This is a genomic window from Pantoea sp. EKM21T, from assembly GCF_011800405.1.
Classification (GTDB): Bacteria; Pseudomonadota; Gammaproteobacteria; order Enterobacterales; family Enterobacteriaceae; genus Pantoea; species Pantoea agglomerans.
In genome coordinates this window covers 114856-133313 of the sequence record NZ_JAALFV010000001.1, presented here as the reverse complement: position 1 = coordinate 133313, position 18458 = coordinate 114856, and the positions used below count along the sequence as shown (strand labels likewise).

The following is an 18458-nucleotide window of genomic DNA, read 5'->3' as shown; positions in this document are numbered from 1 at the left end:
AGAAGCGTTTTCGCCTGCTGGCGCCCACTTTGATGTCTGCCAGCCCGGTTGACGGGGAACGTAAGGAACCGAGATGTCCAGCATAATTAACTCCGCGATGAGCGGATTGAGTGCCGCGCAGGCCGCTCTGAGCACCACGAGTAACAACATTTCCAATTACACCGTGGCGGGCTATTCACGTCAGACCACGGTACTGGCGCAGGCGAACAGTACCCTGCAGGGCAATAGCTATTATGGTAACGGCGTGAATATCACCGGTGTACAACGTGAATATGATGCGTTTATTGCTACGCAGCTGCGCGGTTCCAGCGCGAACTACAGCGCGGTAAGCACCCAGCACAGCCAGATTTCTAACATTGACGATCTGCTGTCGACTTCGACTACCAGCCTGTCGACGTCGCTGCAGGGCTTCTTTACCAACCTGCAGAACGTGGTCAGCAACGCCAACGATCCGTCGGCGCGTCAGTCGATGCTCAGCAATGCGCAGGGGCTGGTCAGCCAGTTCCAGACGTCAGCGCAATACCTGAACAATATGCAGAACAGCGTCAATGCCGATGTCGATTCCAGCATCAAGCAGGTCAATACCCTCACCAGCCAGATTGCCGATCTGAACAAACAGATTGGCAAACTGAGCACGGCAAACGGTGCCGCACCTAACGATCTGCTCGATAAGCGCGATCAGCTGGTGAATACCCTGAATAACGTGGTTGGTGTGACGGTATCGCAGCAGGATGGCGGCTACACGGTCGCGATGGCCAATGGCCTGACGCTGGTGAACGGCGACAAATCTCACGATCTGGTGGCGATGCCTTCCAGCAGCGATCCGACACGCACCACCATCGGCTATGTCGATAAGCAGGCGGGCAACGTCGAGATCCCGGAGAAGCTGATCACCACCGGTTCGCTGGGCGGTCTGCTGGCGTTCCGTACTCAGGATCTGGATCTGGCACAGAACCAGCTGGGTCAGTTAGCGGCGGCGTTTACCACCAGTTTCAACGATGTTCACAAGCAGGGCTTCGATAGCAAAGGCAATCAGGGCGTCGATTTCTTTAATATCGGCAGCCCGATCGTGGTGGGCAACAGTAAAAACAGCACCGCCGCGTCCGTCACCGCTGAGTGGACCGATACCAGTGCACTGAAAGCATCCAATTACACCGTGAGTTATGACGGCAATAACTGGACCGCAACCCGCGCCTCAGACAGTACGGCCGTTACCATCACGCCAGGTACTGATGCCAGTGGCAACACCACGCTGAGCTTTGACGGCCTGAAACTGACCGTCGCCGGCACGCCTGCACCTGCTGCCAAAGACAGTTTCCTGGTGAAGCCGGTCCAGAACGCCATCAACGATATGTCAGTCGCGATCACCAGTGAATCGCAGGTGGCCGCCGCGGGTGCAGTAGGCGGTGAAAGTGATAACCGTAATGCGCAAAAACTGCTGAATCTGCAGGATGTGAAACTGGTCGGCGGTAACGCCACGCTGTCTCAGGCCTACGCCACCATCGTCAGTAGTGTGGGAAACAAAACCAGTTCACTGGAAACCACCAGCACCACTCAGAAAAGCGTGGTCAGCCAGCTGACCCAGCGCCAGCAATCGGTCTCTGGGGTAAACCTCGATGAGGAGTACGCCAACCTGACTAAATATCAGCAATATTACATGGCCAATGCGCAGGTGCTGCAGACTGCCAGCACCGTGTTTAATGCATTGATCAATATTCGCTAAGGGCAGGAGATAACATGCGAATCAGTACCAATATGATTTTTGAGCAGCAGGTGCGTGGCATCACTGACTCACAGGCCTCCTGGCTGAAATCAGGCCAGGAGCTTTCCAGCGGCCGCCGTGTGAATAATCCTTCGGACGATCCGATTGCCGCCTCTCGTGCTGTCGTGTTGTCACAAACCCAGCAGCAGGGCAAGCAGTATGCGCTGGCGCGTACTTTTGCCGAGCAGGGTCTCTCACTGGAAGAGAATACGCTGAAAGGCGTCACCGATGGGATCATTGCTGCGCAAGGGCTGATCGTCAACGGTTCAACCGGTACGCTGAGCGACGATGACCGTGGTTCGATTGCTACCCAACTGGAGGGTATCCGTGCCCAGTTGCTTAACCAGGCAAACAGCCAGGATGCCAATGGCCGCTATATTTTTGCCGGTTATAAAACTGATAGCGCGCCGTTTGTGGATACGGCAGGCACCGGCGTTGGCTACGCAGGCGGCACCGATGCGATCACTCAGAAGGTCGACACCAGCCGTACCATGACCGTGGGCCATACCGGTGACAATATCTTTATGGCGATCTCCGGCAATGCCACCAAAGAGCCGGATGGCAGCGCCAGCGAAACGAATGTGTTTACGATGCTGGATAGCGCAATTGCTGCGCTGAAAGTGCCGCAGGATGATGCTGACGCCGCAACCAAACAGACTTTCCAGGCGGCGATGGATAAAACCAACCGTGGCCTGGGTAACTCGCTGAATAATGTCTTAACCGTGCGTTCTGAGATTGGTACCCAGCTTTCAGAGATCGACACGCTGAATGCTCAGGGCGATGACCGTAGTGTGATTTACAGCTCGCAGATGAGTGACCTGGTTAACGTGGATTTAACCGAAGCGGCTTCTAACTACACCATGCAGCAGACGGCATTACAGGCGTCTTATAAGACGTTTACTGACATGTCTAAAATGTCGCTGTTCCAGATGAACTCGTAGTCTGACCTGAAATTTTGAGCGTACTTTAACCGGATGCGCTTACTTTTTCCCACCCTCCCGCTAAAGGAGGGTGGGATTTTTTTGCCTGCGATTCAGCCGGTGGCGGGAACCATAGAAATTAAACCGGGTTGATTTACAGCGACAGTCAGCTCGCATGTCAGTCTTGCTTTCACGCACACACGCACACACGCACACACGCACACACGCACACACGCACTTTCCTGATTCCTGATAAACGAGGAGGGGAGGTTAATTATCCTCTGTCCGCTGGCGGGCAGAATCGCAGGCATAAAAAAACCCCGGCTTGCAGGCCGGGGTTCAGTTCACAACAGCTTATGCGTTACGGCTTGGTCGCCGGGGCAGTGGCATGATGTGTGGCGCTATGACCACCCGCAGAACCGCGACCGTCGAACTCATACGGTGCACGCACCCAGTCACTGTGCGGTGCCGGTTCTGACTGCCAGACTGGCGCAGGCGCTTTAGTCATCGGCGCAGAGGCAAAATGCTTCCAGCGCGTACCGTCATTCGGCACTGAGGCAGTTGCAGGCTCGGATGCCGTTGCAGGCACTGATGCAACAGGTTCGGCCGCAGTCACCGGTGCTGCAGGGGCGACATCGCGTGCGGCCACCGGAGCATGAGGTTCACGAACTGGCGCTGTTTCAGCTTCAGCAGCGACCGGCGCATTCAGAACTTCTTCAACTTCTGCTGCGATCGCTTCGCTGACGTCGGTAGCCGATTGCTCAGCAACCTCCGCAGGCTGTGCTTCTTCTGCAACCGCTGCAGGCTGTGCAGTCTCAACCGCAGGTGTCACAACCGGCGCTTCGGTGACAGGCTCAGCAGGCACGGCTTCGGCTGCTACCGCTTCCGCTTTTGCTTCATCTGCCGCCGGAACAACGGAAGGCTGCTCGTCAACCGGCGCGTCGATAGCACGGGTATCGTCAGTGTTCACGACCGGCACTGGCGTTTCTGCCTGCGGCTCGGCCTGTTGCACTGGCGCTTCCTGAGCAACAGACTCAACAGCGGCAGCAACAGGCAGTGGACTGGCGGCGTCTGCTGTCTCTTCGCGGTTGTACGCTGGCGTCTCGTGAGTCACATTCTGAACCTGCTCTTCGCTGGCCTGGCTCACCGGGTAACGGATCCAGACTTTACCGGATGCCATCTCTGGTGATGCAGCTGCAGCGGCCAGCGGCATTGCTGACTGAGTCGGATAACGCTCATCACGGTAACGACGACGACGCTGTCCGCTGACGCGCAGATGACGAGGCGAACGACGTGAACGACGCGGCATATTGGCGTTATCACGGTTGTCGTTGTCATCCTGCTCTTCACCCTGCGCTGCCTGGAACTCAGGCTGCGGCTGAGCCACCTCTGTCTGCTGAGGCTGACGCACTTCAGCTGGCTGGGCAAAGTCGCTGGCTTCGGCTGGCATAGGTGGACGGTTATCATCAACACGCACCTTCTGGTTCAGCTGACGCGGCTTGCGACGCGGCATAACCTGTACGCGCTCATCATCCTGCGGCTCGGTCACGTCCGGAACGTCGGCTACCACTACCGGCTGCTCAGCCACTTTGGCGGCTTCTTCACCGGCGCGTTTCTCTTCCTGACGACGACGCTGACGCTCAGCACGCTGTTCACGGCGCTGTTGCTGCTGCTCATCACGCTGCTGGCGAGCTTCTTCGCTCAGTGCCGGACGCTCTTCACGCACTTCACCAGACTGGGACTGACGCTTGTTGCGGCGATTATCGTTACCCTCGCGCGGCTCGCGATTTTCACGTGGCTCGCGACTTTCGCGCGGTTCACGACTTTCACGAGGTTCGCGGTTTTCACGAGGCTCACGGTTTTCGCGTGGTTCACGGCCTTCACGCGACTGCGCGTTATCTCCGTTGCGCGGCGTACGCTCACGACGATTATTGTTACGACGGTTGTTATTGTTGTTGCGGCGCTCGCCACGGCCGTTGCCGTTTTCCTGCTCGCTTTCAGGCGCTTTCTGCGGTTCTGCAACCTCAGTGGCCACGGGTGCGGCGGCAGGGGCTTCTTCGCCTGCGAACATTTTTTTCAGGCCACCAAGCAGACGGCCAAAGAAGCCGGTGCTGACGGTAGCAGGCGCAGCCACAGCAGGTGCTGCTTTTGCGGCTGGCTGGGCTTCAGCGCGTTGCGCTTCTGGCTCAACTTCTACCGGTGCCGGAGGCGCATCAGGCATTACAAACGCGGCCAGAGCAGGCTGCTCAGGACGACGACGTTCAGCATGTTCCTCTTCCGACGGCATCGCCATTTCGGCTTCATGCAGCTTCGGCAGATGATAGCTCAGGGTCTGCGTCTCTTCACCTTTGCGCACGCGCAGCACGGAGTAGTGTGGGGTCTGCATCTTGTCATCAGGAACGATGATAGCCCGCACGCCACCCTGGCGTGTTTCAATAGCGTTAACCGCTTCACGTTTTTCATTCAGCAGGTAAGAGGCCACCTGAACCGGAACAATGGCGTGAACTTCTTTGGTGTTGTCTTTCAGCGCTTCTTCTTCAATCAGACGCAGGATCGACAGCGCCAGTGACTCGTTATCACGGATGGTGCCGGTGCCGCTACAGCGTGGGCAGACGTGATGACTGGATTCACCTAATGACGGGCTCAGACGCTGACGGGACATCTCCAGCAGGCCGAAACGTGAAATGTGGCTGATCTGAATGCGGGCGCGGTCCTGACGGACAGCTTCACGCAGACGATTCTCAACCGCGCGCTGATGGCGTACCGGCGTCATATCGATGTAATCGATAACGATCAGGCCGCCCAGGTCACGCAGACGCAACTGACGAGCAATCTCATCGGCCGCTTCAAGGTTGGTGTTGAACGCCGTCTCTTCGATATCACCGCCGCGCGTTGCACGTGCTGAGTTGATATCGATAGCGGTCAGCGCTTCGGTACTGTCGATCACAATCGAGCCACCGGAAGGCAGGCGGACTTCACGCTGGAAAGCGGATTCGATTTGCGATTCGATCTGATAGTGGCTGAACAGCGGGATTTCACCGGTGTAGAGCTTAATTTTGCTGCTGAAGTCCGGACGGCCCAGCGCAGCGATATGCTGACGCGCCAGTTCCAGTACTTTCGGGTTATCGATAAGGATTTCACCGATGTCCTGACGCAGATAGTCGCGGAAGGCACGCACAATCACGTTACTTTCCTGATGGATCAGGAACGGAGCAGGGCGGTTTTCAGCGGCTTTCTTGATCGCTTCCCAGTGTTTAAGACGGAAGCTTAAATCCCACTGCAGCGATTCGGCTGATTTACCGACGCCCGCAGTACGGACAATCAGGCCCATGCCTTCCGGCAGTTCCAGCGCCGACAGGGCTTCTTTCAGCTCGGTACGATCGTCACCTTCGATACGGCGAGAGATACCGCCTGCACGTGGGTTATTCGGCATCAGTACCAGATAGCTGCCCGCCAGAGAGATAAAGGTGGTCAGCGCAGCGCCTTTATTACCGCGTTCTTCTTTATCGATCTGAACGATGACTTCCTGACCTTCACGCAGCACGTCTTTAATATTCGGACGACCATGCGCGTTGTAGCTGGAGGGGAAGTATTCGCGGGAGATTTCTTTTAACGGGAGGAAACCGTGACGCTCTGCGCCGTAATCGACAAACGCAGCTTCAAGGCTGGGTTCAATGCGAGTGATTTTACCTTTGTAAATGTTGGCTTTTTTCTGCTCGTGTCCAGGACTTTCAATATCCAGATCGTACAGACGCTGACCGTCAACCAGGGCAACGCGCAACTCCTCCTGCTGAGTTGCGTTTATTAACATTCTTTTCATCGTGACTTACTCGTTATTCTTTCATGAGTGATTACAGCTGCGGGCATAGTTACCCTGGACGAGTATCAACCGATGGCCCCGTGACTTAGTGCAATGTCGTCAACCTCACGGCTGTCGACCGCGCGAGGGGCGCAAATAACGTCGGTGGCCTGTTTTTCATAAGGGAAAACAGCACCAGATAGTGGAAATGCCTGAGAGAATAAAGAAAACCCGTGCATCCCATACTGTTGTCCAGGCCGCAACCCGCAGCCCGCTAAGTGCCTGATTTCGCATTACGTCTTACGCCATTGCTGCGTGTCTGCTCAATCCGGCAAAATGACAATTTCGCTCTTTTTCTGCCCTGAAATGGTTCAGGTAAGAAACTCAAGCATTATTCCATTGCTAACCTTCATATAGCAAGGCGACTTTAGCCAGCTTGTGAAGTTTCTTTACATTTAAATCGCTAATGTGTCGGACAAAACAGCGCTTTGCTGAAAAAGCCAGCAGAGAGGCGACCTGCCGTCACATCAACTCCAGAGTTAAGCACAGAAAAAGGGGTGGCGCTATCAGGGGACACTATTTAGAATCGCCGCCATGAAAACAGAGAATCCCGGCGTACATTTTGTCGCCATCACGGCTGAAAATGCCGGACAACGCATTGATAACTTTTTGCGCACCCAGCTCAAGGGTGTGCCCAAAAGCATGATTTATCGCATCGTTCGCAAAGGCGAGGTGCGGGTGAATAAAAAGCGCGTCAAGCCAGAATATAAGCTGGAGGAGGGCGATGAGGTGCGCATTCCGCCGGTTCGGGTAGCGGAACGCGATGAAGATGCCGTTTCCCCCAAACTGGCGAAAGTGGCTTCACTGGCCGATGCCATCCTGTTTGAGGATGAGTCGCTGCTGGTGATGAACAAGCCTTCCGGCACAGCCGTGCATGGCGGTAGCGGACTCAGCTTCGGGGTAATTGAAGGGTTACGTGCCCTGCGACCGGAAGCACGCTTTCTGGAGCTGGTGCATCGCCTGGATCGTGACACCTCCGGCATTCTGCTGGTCGCTAAAAAGCGTTCGGCGCTGCGTTCCCTCCATGAGCAACTGCGCGAAAAGGGGATGCAGAAAGATTATCTGGCCCTGGTGCGCGGCAACTGGCCGTCACACCTGAAGGTGGTTCAGGCGCCGCTGCTGAAAAACATTCTGCAGAGCGGTGAGCGCGTGGTGCGCGTCAGCAGCGAAGGCAAAGCCTCAGAAACCCGCTTTAAAGTAGAAGAGCGGTTCGAGTTTGCCACGCTGGTGAAAGCGAGCCCGGTCACCGGTCGTACCCATCAGATTCGCGTCCATACGCTGCATGCCGGGCATCCCATTGCCTTCGACGATCGCTACGGAGAACGTGAGTTTGACAGTCAGCTGGCGGCAACCGGTTTAAAACGCCTTTTCCTGCATGCTGCGGCGCTGACCTTTACGCATCCCGGCACTGGCGAAGTGATGCGGGTCGAAGCGCCACTGGATGATGGCCTGAAGCAATGCCTGCTTAAGCTGCGTCAGCGGAAAGCGTAATCTCTCCGGCATCAGTTCGTTAAAGGATTGATGCCGGCCTGCTGCAACATCTCATTGAGCGCGATCAACGGCAGCCCGACCAGCGTATTGGGATCGCGTCCCTCCAGCCGATCAAACAGACAAATCCCCAGACCTTCACTTTTAAAACTGCCCGCACACTGAAGCGGCTGCTCCTTTTCCACATAGCCGCTGATTTCAGCGTCAGTCAACGTGCGGAAATGAACCACAAAGGGCTCACAGCAGTGCAGCAGCGTGCCACTGACCGGATGAAATAGCGCCAGACCGGTATAAAAGATAATGGCTTTTCCGCTGGCGGCACGCAGTTGCGCCCGCGCATTCTCAGCCGAGTGAGGCTTACCGGCGATTGCGCCATCCAGCACGCAAACCTGGTCGGAGCCGATTATCCAGTGGCTGGGATACGTTTTTGCCAGTGCCTGCGCTTTAGCTACGGCAAGACGGGTTACCAGCGCTTCAGCGGTTTCATCGGGCTGGGGTGACTCATCAACCTCAGGCGCGGCGGTAATAAAAGGCAGGCCCAGTTTATGCAGTAATGCCTGCCGAAAGGGCGAGGTTGAAGCTAAAAGAATCGATGGCGTCATTTTTTTTCAATAGTGATAGCGAATTGGTGACAGTCATTTTAAACTGTGCGCCGCACTGGATGCGAATAGTGGTTGAAAGATGCTGTTTAACGGCCTTTTTCTTTGACTCTATGACATTACAAAGTTAATATGCGCGCCCTATGCAAAAGGTAAAATTACCCCTAACGCTGGACCCTGTCCGCACTGCTCAGAAGCGCCTTGATTATCAGGGTGTCTACACATCTGTACAGGTGGAGCGTGTGGCCGAGTCGGTCGTTAGTGTGGACAGTGATGTGGATTGTGCCATGTCGTTTGCGGTTGATAACCAACGTCTGGCAGTACTGACGGGTACTGCTGAAGTACAAGTGACGTTGCGTTGCCAGCGCTGCAACCAGACCTTTCCTCATCACGTAAAAGTGAGTTACTGCTTCAGCCCTGTCTCTTCTGAAGAGCAGGCCGAGGCATTGCCGGAAGCGTACGAGCCGGTCGATGTCAACGAGTTTGGTGAGATCGATCTGCTGGCGGTTGTCGAGGATGAAATTATTCTCGCGCTGCCGGTCGTTCCGGTGCACGATTCTGAACACTGTGAAGTGTCCGAGGCGGACATGGTCTTTGGTAAACTGCCTGCAGAGGTGGAGAAACCAAATCCATTTGCCGTATTAGCCAGTTTAAAGCGTAAGTAATAGGAGTAAGGTCCATGGCCGTACAACAGAATAAACCCACCCGTTCTAAGCGTGGTATGCGTCGTTCGCACGATGCGCTGACCACTGCTGCTCTGTCAGTAGATAAAGTTTCTGGCGAAACTCATCTGCGTCACCACATCACTGCGGACGGTTACTACCGCGGTCGCAAGGTTATCGTTAAGTAAGTTTCTTGCTTAGCAAGGCGATACCTTGACACGTTTGACCCTGGCGATTGATGCCATGGGCGGGGACTTCGGTCCCTGCGTGACAGTGCCTGCAGCATTGCAGGCACTGGCCTCTCATTCGGAACTATTCCTTCTTCTGGTCGGACACCCCGACACTCTCATGCCATTGCTTGCCAAAGCGGATTCCTCCCTGATGGGGCGTTTGCAGGTCATCCCTGCCGAATCGGTTATTGCAAGTGATGCGCGGCCCGCTCAGGCCATCCGCAACAGTCGCGGCAGCTCAATGCGTGTGGCACTGGAGATGGTTAAAGAGGGACGTGCGCAGGCCTGCATCAGCGCCGGGAATACCGGTGCGCTGATGGGGCTGTCGACACTCTTATTAAAACCGCTGGATGGCATTAAACGTCCGGCGCTGATGTCCGTTTTACCGCACCAGCAACAGGGTAAAACCGTTGTGCTGGATCTGGGCGCAAATGTGGGCTCAGACAGTGCGATGCTGGTGCAGTTTGCTGTAATGGGGTCGGTAATGGCTGAGCATGTGCTTGGTATTGCACGGCCCCGTGTCGCGTTGCTCAATATTGGTCATGAAGAGACCAAAGGGCTGGAAACGATCCGCGACGCCGCGGCAGTGCTGCGAGAATCACCGCAAATCAACTATATTGGTTACCTTGAAGGTAACGAACTGCTCACCGGTAAAACGGATGTGATGGTCTGTGACGGTTTTGTCGGAAACGTCACGCTGAAGACTATGGAAGGCGTGGTAAGAATGTTTCTTTCTCTGCTGAAGTCATCAGGGGAAGGTAAAAAACGGTCATGGTGGCTTCAGTTGCTGGGACGCTGGATTCAGAAACGTCTGACGAAGCGCTTCGGGCATCTCCACCCTGACCAGTACAATGGCGCTTGTCTGTTAGGATTGCGCGGAACAGTGATCAAGAGTCACGGTGCGGCAAATCAATACGCCTTCGCTGTGGCGATAGAACAGGCAGAGCAGGCGGTGAGGCAGCAAATTCCCGAGCGAATTGCTGCGCGCCTTGATGCTGTATTAGCCAGGAGTGACAAAGCCTAGATGTATACCAAAATTATCGGTACGGGCAGTTATCTGCCAAGCCAGATCCGCACCAATGCAGATCTGGAAAAAATGGTGGAGACGTCGGACGAGTGGATTGTTACCCGTACCGGCATCCGCGAGCGTCGTATTGCTGCGCCTGACGAAACCGTCGCCACCATGGGATTCAGCGCGGCGCAACGCGCCCTTGAAATGGCAGGCATTGAAGCGAACGATGTTGGGCTGATTATTGTCGCCACAACCTCTTCCAGCCATGCCTTCCCCAGTTCTGCCTGCATGATCCAGCAAATGCTTGAGATCAAAGACTGCGCGGCGTTTGACCTCGCTGCCGCCTGTGCAGGTTTCACCTATGCACTGAGCGTGGCCGATCAATACATCAAAAATGGCGCGGTGAAGCATGCTCTGGTGATTGGTGCGGATGTCCTGGCACGCGCACTTGATCCGGAAGATCGCGGCACCATCATCCTGTTTGGCGATGGTGCAGGCGCGGTCGTGCTGGGTCAGAGCGAAGAGCAGGGGATCATCTCTACCCATCTTCATGCTGATGGTCGCTATTCACAGCTGCTGACGCTGCCTTATCAGGATCGTGCGCATCAGGATCAGCCTGCTTATGTCACCATGTCAGGCAACGAAGTCTTCAAGGTTGCCGTCACCGAGCTGGCTCACATCGTTGATGAAACGCTGCAGGCCAATAATCTCGATCGTGAAATGCTGGACTGGCTGGTGCCGCATCAGGCGAACCTGCGCATTATCAGCGCCACCGCGAAAAAACTCGGCATGACCATGGATAAAGTGGTCGTCACACTGGATCGTCATGGCAATACCTCTGCCGCATCGGTGCCAAGCGCACTGGATGAAGCGGTCCGTGATGGCCGCATCAAACCCGGACACCTTATTCTGCTGGAAGCCTTTGGTGGTGGATTCACCTGGGGTTCTGCGCTGGTTCGCTTTTGATTGACAGGAACGAAAAATGACGCAATTTGCATTTGTTTTCCCCGGTCAGGGTTCACAGACCGTGGGCATGCTGACTGAATTAGCGGCAACCTATCCGCTGGTAGAAGAGACCTTCCGTGAAGCCTCTGACGCGCTGGGATATGATCTGTGGCAATTAGTAAGTCAGGGTCCGGCTGAAGAGCTGAACAAAACCTGGCAGACTCAGCCTGCACTGTTAGCTGCCTCCGTGGCAATCTACCGTGTCTGGCAGCAGCAGGGCGGTGAACAGCCAGCCCTGATGGCCGGTCACAGCCTGGGTGAATATTCAGCGCTGGTTTGCGCGGGTGTGCTTAACTTTGCGGATGCAGTTAAGCTGGTTGAACTGCGCGGCAAACTGATGCAGGAAGCGGTGCCTGAAGGCACTGGCGCGATGCAGGCGATTATTGGCCTGGATGACGCGGCTATCCGTAAAGCCTGTGAAGAGAGCGCGCAGGGCCAGGTTGTCTCACCGGTTAACTTTAACTCGCCGGGCCAGGTGGTTATTGCGGGTAACAAAGAAGCCGTTGAACGTGCGGGTGCCGCCTGTAAAGCAGCGGGCGCTAAGCGTGCCTTACCACTGCCGGTCAGCGTTCCTTCTCACTGCGCACTGATGAAGCCTGCGGCCGATAAACTGGCGGTGGCGCTGGAGAGCATCACCTTTAACACGCCTGCGGTACCGGTGATCAACAACGTCGATGTGAAAGCTGAAACCGACGCTGCAGCCATCCGCCATGCGCTTGTCCGTCAGCTCTACAGCCCGGTTCGCTGGACCGAGAGCGTGGAAGCGATGGCAGCACAGGGCGTGACGCAGCTCCTGGAGATGGGGCCAGGTAAAGTCCTGACCGGACTGACGAAACGTATTGTCGATAGCCTGACAGCGGCTGCCGTTAACGATACTGCATCCCTGACGGCTGCACTCGGTAAGGAATAAGAGGAAAATCATGAGCTTTGAAGGTAAAGTTGCGCTGGTTACCGGCGCGAGTCGCGGCATTGGTCGTGCGATTGCAGAAACACTGGCGGCACGCGGTGCTAAAGTGGTAGGAACTGCAACCAGCCAGAGTGGCGCCGACGCCATCAGTGCTTACCTTGGCGACAAGGGCAAAGGCCTGTTACTGAATGTGACTGACGCTGACTCAATCAGCACTGTTTTAGAGAATATTCGTGCTGAATTTGGCGAAGTGGATATTTTAGTCAATAATGCAGGCATTACGCGTGATAATCTTCTCATGCGCATGAAGGACGATGAGTGGGAGGATATCCTGGATACCAACCTCACATCGGTATTCCGCCTTTCCAAGGCGGTCCTGCGTGCCATGATGAAAAAGCGCGTGGGCCGTATCATCACCATTGGTTCCGTTGTTGGAACTATGGGTAATGCGGGCCAGGCAAACTATGCGGCAGCAAAAGCGGGTTTGATTGGCTTTAGCAAATCACTGGCGCGCGAAATCGCGTCACGTGGCATTACCGTCAACGTCGTGGCTCCAGGCTTTATTGAGACTGACATGACGCGGGCACTGAACGAAGATCAACGTTCCGGTATTTTGGCGGAAGTTCCTGCGGGTCGCTTAGGCGATGCTCAGGAAATCGCCAATGCTGTGGCATTTTTAGCCTCTGACGAAGCAGCCTACATCACAGGTGAAACGCTGCACGTCAATGGCGGAATGTACATGGTCTGATAAATCACGAAATGATTTGCTTTATTTGCGGTTAGAACCGCAAAATAACGCAAAATCGTGGTTCGACCAGCCGGGATTTTGTTGCATCTTTTTCACCATTTTATACACTACGAAAACCATCGCGAAAGCGAGTTTTGATAGGAAATTAAATAGTATGAGCGATATCGAACAACGCGTTAAGAAAATCATCAGTGAGCAGCTGGGTGTGAAAGAGGAAGAAGTCACCAACTCTGCATCTTTCGTAGAAGACCTGGGTGCCGATTCTCTTGATACCGTTGAGCTGGTGATGGCTCTGGAAGAAGAGTTTGATACTGAGATTCCAGACGAAGAAGCTGAGAAAATCACTACCGTTCAGGCAGCGATCGACTATATCAATAGCCATAAAGGCTAATGAATATCTTCAGGCGGTCGCTCGACCGCCTGATTTTTTTGTTTGTCCCACATAGTTCCCTATTTCCCCTCCCTGGAGGACGAACGTGTCTAAGCGTCGTGTAGTTGTGACTGGTCTTGGCATGTTGTCTCCTGTCGGCAATACCGTAGAGTCTACCTGGAGTGCTCTCCTTGCCGGTCAGAGCGGCATTACCCTGATCGACCATTTTGATACCAGTGCTTATGCAACACGTTTTGCAGGTCTGGTAAGAGATTTTAATTGTGATGACTACATCTCGCGCAAAGATCAGCGCAAGATGGATGCCTTCATCCAGTACGGCATTGTGGCCGGTATGCAGGCCATGCAGGACAGTGGTCTGGTAGTTACCGACGAAAATGCAAGCCGTATGGGCGCAGCAATTGGCTCCGGCATCGGTGGTTTAGGTCTGATTGAAGAGAATCATACTTCACTGGTTAACGGCGGCCCGCGCAAAATCAGCCCATTTTTTGTGCCTTCAACCATCGTTAACATGGTGGCGGGTCATCTCAGCATCATGTATGGCCTGAAAGGTCCAAGCATCTCTATCGCGACAGCCTGTACCTCTGGTGTGCATAACATCGGTCATGCCGCACGTATCATCGCCTATAACGATGCTGATGTGATGCTGGCGGGTGGCACAGAGAAAGCCAGTACGCCATTAGGCGTCGGTGGCTTTGGTGCAGCACGTGCTCTCTCAACCCGTAATGAAAACCCGCAAGCGGCCAGCCGCCCGTGGGATAAAGATCGTGACGGTTTTGTGCTGGGTGACGGCGCTGGCATTGTGGTACTCGAAGAGTATGAGCATGCGAAGAAACGTGGTGCGAAAATCTACGCGGAAATCGTAGGTTTTGGTATGAGCAGCGATGCCTACCACATGACTTCACCACCAGAAGATGGATCAGGCGCCGCGGCGGCAATGATCAACGCATTGCGCGATGCTCAGCTTACGCCAGAGCAGATCGGCTATGTCAACGCGCACGGCACCTCCACGCCAGCGGGTGATAAAGCGGAAGCGCGGGCGGTGAAATCGGTCTTTGGGGCAGCAGCCAGCAGCGTGATGGTGAGCTCGACCAAATCAATGACCGGGCACTTACTGGGTGCGGCAGGCGCGGTTGAATCGATCTACTCGATTCTGGCGCTGCGCGACCAGGCCATTCCACCGACCATTAACCTCGACAATCCGGATGAGGGCTGCGATCTCGACTTCGTGCCCCACACCGCGCGTCAGGTTCCCGGTCTGGAGTACACCCTGTGTAACTCCTTCGGTTTCGGCGGAACCAACGGTTCGTTGATCTTCCGTAAAGTGTAATCGTTGTTGATTGCTAAAAAGGCCCGCGATGCGGGCCTTTTTTTATCCTGCAGAATGCGCTGAAATCACGAGTCACGCTCAGGAGAGAACCATGTGGATTAACGGGTTAAAACAATCGATGCTGGCCGCCAGCGACCGCGGCCTGCAGTTTGGGGATGGCTGTTTTACTACCGCCGCGGTGCGTCAGGGTAAAATCGTGCTGCTGGAAAGTCACATTCAGCGCCTCAAAGAGGGCTGTGAGCGGTTATGGATTGATGGCGTCGACTGGCTTCAGCTTGAGACTGAAATGCGACAGGCCGCGCAGCAACAAACCCAGGCGGTGCTAAAAGTGATTATCAGCACGGGCAGCGGCGGACGGGGCTACAGCCGGCGCGGCTGTGGTGAACCCACGCGAATTGTCTCGCTGGCGCCCTGGCCGCAACACTACTCCGATTTACAGCAGCGTGGCGTGTCACTCCGGCTCAGCCCGGTCCGTCTGGCACGTAATCCACAGTTTGCCGGTATCAAGCACCTTAATCGTCTGGAGCAGGTGATGATCAGAGCTCATCTTGACCAGACAGACGCCGACGAGGCGCTGGTGCTTGACACTGAAGGTTGGGTGGTGGAATGCTGTGCGGCCAATTTATTCTGGCGTCAGGGCTCGCAAATTTTCACGCCTGATCTGTCAGCGTCGGGTGTGGATGGCATTATGCGGCGAAGTCTGATGGCGCAACTTGCGGCCGCAGGCCAGGCTTGCCAGGTAATAAAAAGCGAACCGGCGCAGTTGCTGGCCGCCGATGAAGTGGTGATATGTAACGCGCTGATGCCGGTCCTGCCGGTCCGACAGATAGAAGCGGTAGAGTTTACTGAGCGTTCGCTGTTTAATCAGTTGCGCGCAAGCTGTGAAAAGATAATGGATGCATCATGATTCGAAGCAAAAAAATCGTCGTCAGCCTGCTGGCGATCGTGGGTCTCGCGGCTGTGCTGAGTTACTGGCAGGTTAAGCGGTTTGCGGCCACCCCGTTAACCCTGCAGCAGGAAACGATCTACACGCTGCCTGCCGGCACGGGCCGGGTCGCACTTGAAGCGCAGCTGGAAGAGCAGAAGATTATTCCGCACAGTATCTGGTTTGGCGCGCTGCTGCGTCTGGAACCTGAACTGGCGACCTTCAAGGCGGGTACCTATCGCCTTGAGCCGACCATGACGGTGCGCTCGCTGTTACAGCTGCTGGCCAGCGGTAAAGAGGCGCAGTTCCCGGTGCGGTTCGTGGAAGGCCAGCGGCTGAAAGAGTGGCTGAGTGAGCTGCGCAAAGCGCCTTATATCCGGCATACCCTGAAAGATGATCAGTTCGCCACCCTTGCCAGCGCACTAAAAGTGGAGCCTGAACAGCTGGAGGGCAACTTCTTCCCGGATACCTGGCTCTACACGGCTAACACTACCGATATGGCGCTGCTACAGCGTGCTCATGATCGGATGAAAAAAACCATTGCTGAGGTGTGGCAGGGACGGGCGGATAATCTGCCCTATAAAACCCCACAGGATCTGGTGACCATGGCCTCAATCATTGAGAAAGAGACCGGCGTCAGCGAAGAGCGCGCGCGCGTAGCCTCGGTGTTTATCAATCGCCTGCGCACCGGTATGCGGTTACAGACCGATCCCACCGTCATCTATGGCATGGGCGACAGCTATAACGGGACGCTGACCCGCAAAGATCTTGAGACGGCCAGCGCTTACAATACCTATATCATTAACGGTCTGCCGCCGGGTCCGATCGCCATGCCGGGTAAAGCCTCTCTGCAGGCAGCGGCTCATCCCGAGAAAACCAACTATCTCTACTTTGTTGCGGACGGCAAGGGCGGCCATACCTTTACGACTAATCTTGCCAGCCATAACAAGGCGGTGCAGGTTTACCGGCAGACGCTAAAGGAAAAAAATGAACAGTAAGTTTATCGTCATTGAAGGCCTGGAAGGTGCCGGCAAAACCACCGCGCGTGACGCCATCGTCGCCACGCTGCGTGCCCGTGGCATTCACGATCTGGTCTTTACCCGTGAGCCTGGCGGAACGCCGCTGGCAGAACAGCTGCGGGTGCTGGTTAAGCAGGGTATTGAGGGCGAGCAGGTTACAGATAAAGCGGAACTGCTGATGCTCTATGCGGCGCGGGTTCAGCTGGTGGAAACGGTCATTAAACCGGCGCTGGCGCGCGGTGCCTGGGTGATCGGCGATCGTCATGATCTCTCCTCTCAGGCTTATCAGGGGGGTGGACGTGGACTTGATGCCGGTCTGATGCAGACGCTGCGCGATACCGTGTTAGGCGATTTCCGCCCCGATCTCACGCTCTATCTTGATGTGACACCCGATATCGGTCTGCAGCGCGCCCGTGCGCGCGGTGAGCTGGATCGCATTGAGCAGGAGTCATTGCGCTTCTTTGAACGCACCCGCGCGCGCTATCTGGCGCTGGCAGCGGAGGACCCCACCATCATCACCATCGATGCGACACAATCACTGGGTGATGTGACAGCGTCACTTCAGGCGGCGCTGGATGGCTGGCTGGCGGAGCAGGCGTGATGAACTGGTATCCGTGGCTGAATCAGCCTTATCGCCAGGTGATTGGCCAGCATCAGGAGAATCGCGCTCACCATGCGTTGTTGATCCAGGCGATGGCAGGTATGGGCGATGAGGCGCTGGTCTGGGGGATGAGCCGCTGGCTGATGTGCCAGCAGCGGGATGGCCTGAAAAGTTGCGGGCAGTGTCACGGTTGCCAGCTGATGCAGGCCAATACCCATCCTGACTGGTATCGGCTTGAGGCGGAGAAGGGCAAAAGTACCCTGGGCATCGATGCTGTTCGGCAGGTAACGGAAAAAATGTACCACTTTGGTCAGCAGGGCGGCGCGAAAGTGGTCTGGCTGCCGGATGCCGCGCAGCTTTCGGAAGCGGCGGCCAACGCCTTGCTGAAAACGCTGGAAGAGCCGCCAGCCAACAGCTGGTTCTTCCTCAGCAGCCGCGATCCCTCGCGCCTGCTGGCCACGCTGCGCAGCCGCTGCATGGCGCTGCATCTGACGCCGCCGGACGAAGGACAAAGCCTGCTCTGGCTGAAGAAGCACGCTTCGCACGACGAACAGATGCTGCTGGCGGCTCTGCGTCTGAGCGCAGGTGCACCCGGTGCGGCGCTGAACCTGCTGGAAAACGGACCGTGGCAGGCCCGGCAGAAGCTCTGCGATGCGCTGTCCGCTGCGTTGCAGCAGGACATCCTGCAACTGCTACCTGCGCTGAACGCCGACGACGCGGCAGCGCGTATCGGCTGGCTGCTCTCTTTGCTGCTGGATGCAATGAAGTGGCAGCAACATGCGGGTCAGTGGCTGAGTAATATCGATCGTCAGGATGTGGTGCAGTTGCTGGCCGGATACTTTTCTGCCAGCGCGCTCAACAGCAGCCTCCAGGATTGGATGCGCTGTCGCGAGCAGCTACTGCATGTGGCATCGGTGAATCGCGAATTATTGCTGACCGATCAGCTTCTGAGCTGGGCGGACAAACAGAAGCCCGCGCTTGTCGGCTAAACCTATCTGAGAGT

Annotated in this window: 17 protein-coding genes; 15 read left to right on the top strand and 2 right to left on the bottom strand. The window is 55.8% G+C overall.

The genetic code is table 11. The features are described 5' to 3' along the window. Positions 1-73: 73 nt before the first annotated feature. Both flgK and flgL read left to right on the top strand, forming a co-directional pair. Positions 74-1723, top strand: a complete 1650-nt coding sequence (gene flgK / locus HFD87_RS00640) for a flagellar hook-associated protein FlgK (RefSeq protein ID WP_010246355.1) — start codon at positions 74-76, stop codon at positions 1721-1723. A 14-nt stretch (positions 1724-1737) separates the two neighbouring features. After that, a complete protein-coding gene (flgL, locus tag HFD87_RS00635; RefSeq protein ID WP_045140515.1) occupies positions 1738-2703 on the top strand; it encodes a flagellar hook-associated protein FlgL in 966 nt (321 codons plus the stop codon). 340 nt (positions 2704-3043) lie between these two features. On the opposite strand, the gene rne is transcribed toward flgL, so the two are convergent. Next, a complete protein-coding gene (rne, locus tag HFD87_RS00630) occupies positions 3044-6502 on the bottom strand; it encodes a ribonuclease E (protein ID WP_167422814.1) in 3459 nt (1152 codons plus the stop codon). Positions 6503-7075: 573 nt separating this feature from the next. Between rne and rluC the strand changes: the two genes are divergently transcribed. Then, positions 7076-8032 carry a 23S rRNA pseudouridine(955/2504/2580) synthase RluC gene (gene rluC / locus HFD87_RS00625; RefSeq protein WP_010669849.1) on the top strand — a complete coding sequence of 319 codons (957 nt, stop codon included), beginning with the start codon at positions 7076-7078 and terminating at the stop codon, positions 8030-8032. An 11-nt stretch (positions 8033-8043) separates the two neighbouring features. Here the strand turns inward: rluC and HFD87_RS00620 are convergent, their stop codons facing one another. Continuing rightward, a complete protein-coding gene (locus tag HFD87_RS00620; RefSeq protein WP_167422813.1) occupies positions 8044-8631 on the bottom strand; it encodes a nucleoside triphosphate pyrophosphatase in 588 nt (195 codons plus the stop codon). Between the two features lie 140 nt (positions 8632-8771). On the opposite strand from HFD87_RS00620, the gene yceD reads away from it, so the two are divergent. From yceD to holB, 12 genes are all read left to right on the top strand, one after another. Further along, complete coding sequence (yceD, locus tag HFD87_RS00615) at positions 8772-9293, top strand: 23S rRNA accumulation protein YceD (protein ID WP_010246346.1); 522 nt, start codon at positions 8772-8774, stop codon at positions 9291-9293. 14 nt (positions 9294-9307) lie between these two features. Then, the gene (rpmF, locus tag HFD87_RS00610; protein ID WP_003849870.1) at positions 9308-9478 is read left to right on the top strand and encodes a 50S ribosomal protein L32; all 171 of its coding nucleotides are present in this window, start codon (positions 9308-9310) and stop codon (positions 9476-9478) included. A gap of 25 nt (positions 9479-9503) precedes the next feature. After that, positions 9504-10544 carry a phosphate acyltransferase PlsX gene (plsX, locus tag HFD87_RS00605; RefSeq protein WP_052270908.1) on the top strand — a complete coding sequence of 347 codons (1041 nt, stop codon included), beginning with the start codon at positions 9504-9506 and terminating at the stop codon, positions 10542-10544. Next, on the top strand, positions 10545-11498 hold the full coding sequence (locus HFD87_RS00600; RefSeq protein WP_010246341.1) for a beta-ketoacyl-ACP synthase III: 954 nt from the start codon (positions 10545-10547) through the stop codon (positions 11496-11498). It abuts the gene before it with no gap. 16 nt (positions 11499-11514) lie between these two features. Further along, positions 11515-12447 carry an ACP S-malonyltransferase gene (gene fabD / locus HFD87_RS00595; protein WP_033771446.1) on the top strand — a complete coding sequence of 311 codons (933 nt, stop codon included), beginning with the start codon at positions 11515-11517 and terminating at the stop codon, positions 12445-12447. 10 nt (positions 12448-12457) lie between these two features. Further along, positions 12458-13192 carry a 3-oxoacyl-ACP reductase FabG gene (gene fabG, locus HFD87_RS00590; RefSeq protein WP_010246337.1) on the top strand — a complete coding sequence of 245 codons (735 nt, stop codon included), beginning with the start codon at positions 12458-12460 and terminating at the stop codon, positions 13190-13192. A 154-nt stretch (positions 13193-13346) separates the two neighbouring features. Then, positions 13347-13583, top strand: a complete 237-nt coding sequence (gene acpP / locus HFD87_RS00585) for an acyl carrier protein (RefSeq protein WP_003849865.1) — start codon at positions 13347-13349, stop codon at positions 13581-13583. A gap of 85 nt (positions 13584-13668) precedes the next feature. Continuing rightward, a complete protein-coding gene (fabF, locus tag HFD87_RS00580; protein WP_010246329.1) occupies positions 13669-14910 on the top strand; it encodes a beta-ketoacyl-ACP synthase II in 1242 nt (413 codons plus the stop codon). 91 nt (positions 14911-15001) lie between these two features. Next, positions 15002-15817 (top strand): aminodeoxychorismate lyase, encoded by an 816-nt coding sequence (gene pabC / locus HFD87_RS00575; RefSeq protein WP_089414327.1) that lies wholly within the window; start codon positions 15002-15004, stop codon positions 15815-15817. Beyond that, positions 15814-16833 (top strand): cell division protein YceG, encoded by a 1020-nt coding sequence (gene yceG / locus HFD87_RS00570; protein ID WP_033757268.1) that lies wholly within the window; start codon positions 15814-15816, stop codon positions 16831-16833. The genes pabC and yceG overlap by 4 nt, the downstream gene beginning before the upstream one ends. Next, on the top strand, positions 16823-17455 hold the full coding sequence (tmk, locus tag HFD87_RS00565) for a dTMP kinase (RefSeq protein WP_033757269.1): 633 nt from the start codon (positions 16823-16825) through the stop codon (positions 17453-17455). Before yceG ends, tmk begins: the two co-directional genes overlap by 11 nt. Continuing rightward, complete coding sequence (gene holB, locus HFD87_RS00560; RefSeq protein WP_061901575.1) at positions 17455-18444, top strand: DNA polymerase III subunit delta'; 990 nt, start codon at positions 17455-17457, stop codon at positions 18442-18444. The genes tmk and holB overlap by 1 nt, the downstream gene beginning before the upstream one ends. Positions 18445-18458 lie beyond the last annotated feature (14 nt).

What these genes read in the sequence shown, in the direction of transcription:
- flgK (WP_010246355.1), top strand. Translation starts at nt 74, where the DNA reads ATGTCCAGCATAATTAACTCCGCGATGAGCGGATTGAGTGCCGCGCAG.
- flgL (WP_045140515.1), top strand. Translation starts at nt 1,738, where the DNA reads ATGCGAATCAGTACCAATATGATTTTTGAGCAGCAGGTGCGTGGCATC.
- rne (WP_167422814.1), bottom strand. Translation starts at nt 6,502, where the DNA reads ATGAAAAGAATGTTAATAAACGCAACTCAGCAGGAGGAGTTGCGCGTT.
- rluC (WP_010669849.1), top strand. Translation starts at nt 7,076, where the DNA reads ATGAAAACAGAGAATCCCGGCGTACATTTTGTCGCCATCACGGCTGAA.
- HFD87_RS00620 (WP_167422813.1), bottom strand. Translation starts at nt 8,631, where the DNA reads ATGACGCCATCGATTCTTTTAGCTTCAACCTCGCCCTTTCGGCAGGCA.
- yceD (WP_010246346.1), top strand. Translation starts at nt 8,772, where the DNA reads ATGCAAAAGGTAAAATTACCCCTAACGCTGGACCCTGTCCGCACTGCT.
- rpmF (WP_003849870.1), top strand. Translation starts at nt 9,308, where the DNA reads ATGGCCGTACAACAGAATAAACCCACCCGTTCTAAGCGTGGTATGCGT.
- HFD87_RS00600 (WP_010246341.1), top strand. Translation starts at nt 10,545, where the DNA reads ATGTATACCAAAATTATCGGTACGGGCAGTTATCTGCCAAGCCAGATC.
- fabD (WP_033771446.1), top strand. Translation starts at nt 11,515, where the DNA reads ATGACGCAATTTGCATTTGTTTTCCCCGGTCAGGGTTCACAGACCGTG.
- fabG (WP_010246337.1), top strand. Translation starts at nt 12,458, where the DNA reads ATGAGCTTTGAAGGTAAAGTTGCGCTGGTTACCGGCGCGAGTCGCGGC.
- acpP (WP_003849865.1), top strand. Translation starts at nt 13,347, where the DNA reads ATGAGCGATATCGAACAACGCGTTAAGAAAATCATCAGTGAGCAGCTG.
- pabC (WP_089414327.1), top strand. Translation starts at nt 15,002, where the DNA reads ATGTGGATTAACGGGTTAAAACAATCGATGCTGGCCGCCAGCGACCGC.
- yceG (WP_033757268.1), top strand. Translation starts at nt 15,814, where the DNA reads ATGATTCGAAGCAAAAAAATCGTCGTCAGCCTGCTGGCGATCGTGGGT.
- tmk (WP_033757269.1), top strand. Translation starts at nt 16,823, where the DNA reads ATGAACAGTAAGTTTATCGTCATTGAAGGCCTGGAAGGTGCCGGCAAA.
- holB (WP_061901575.1), top strand. Translation starts at nt 17,455, where the DNA reads ATGAACTGGTATCCGTGGCTGAATCAGCCTTATCGCCAGGTGATTGGC.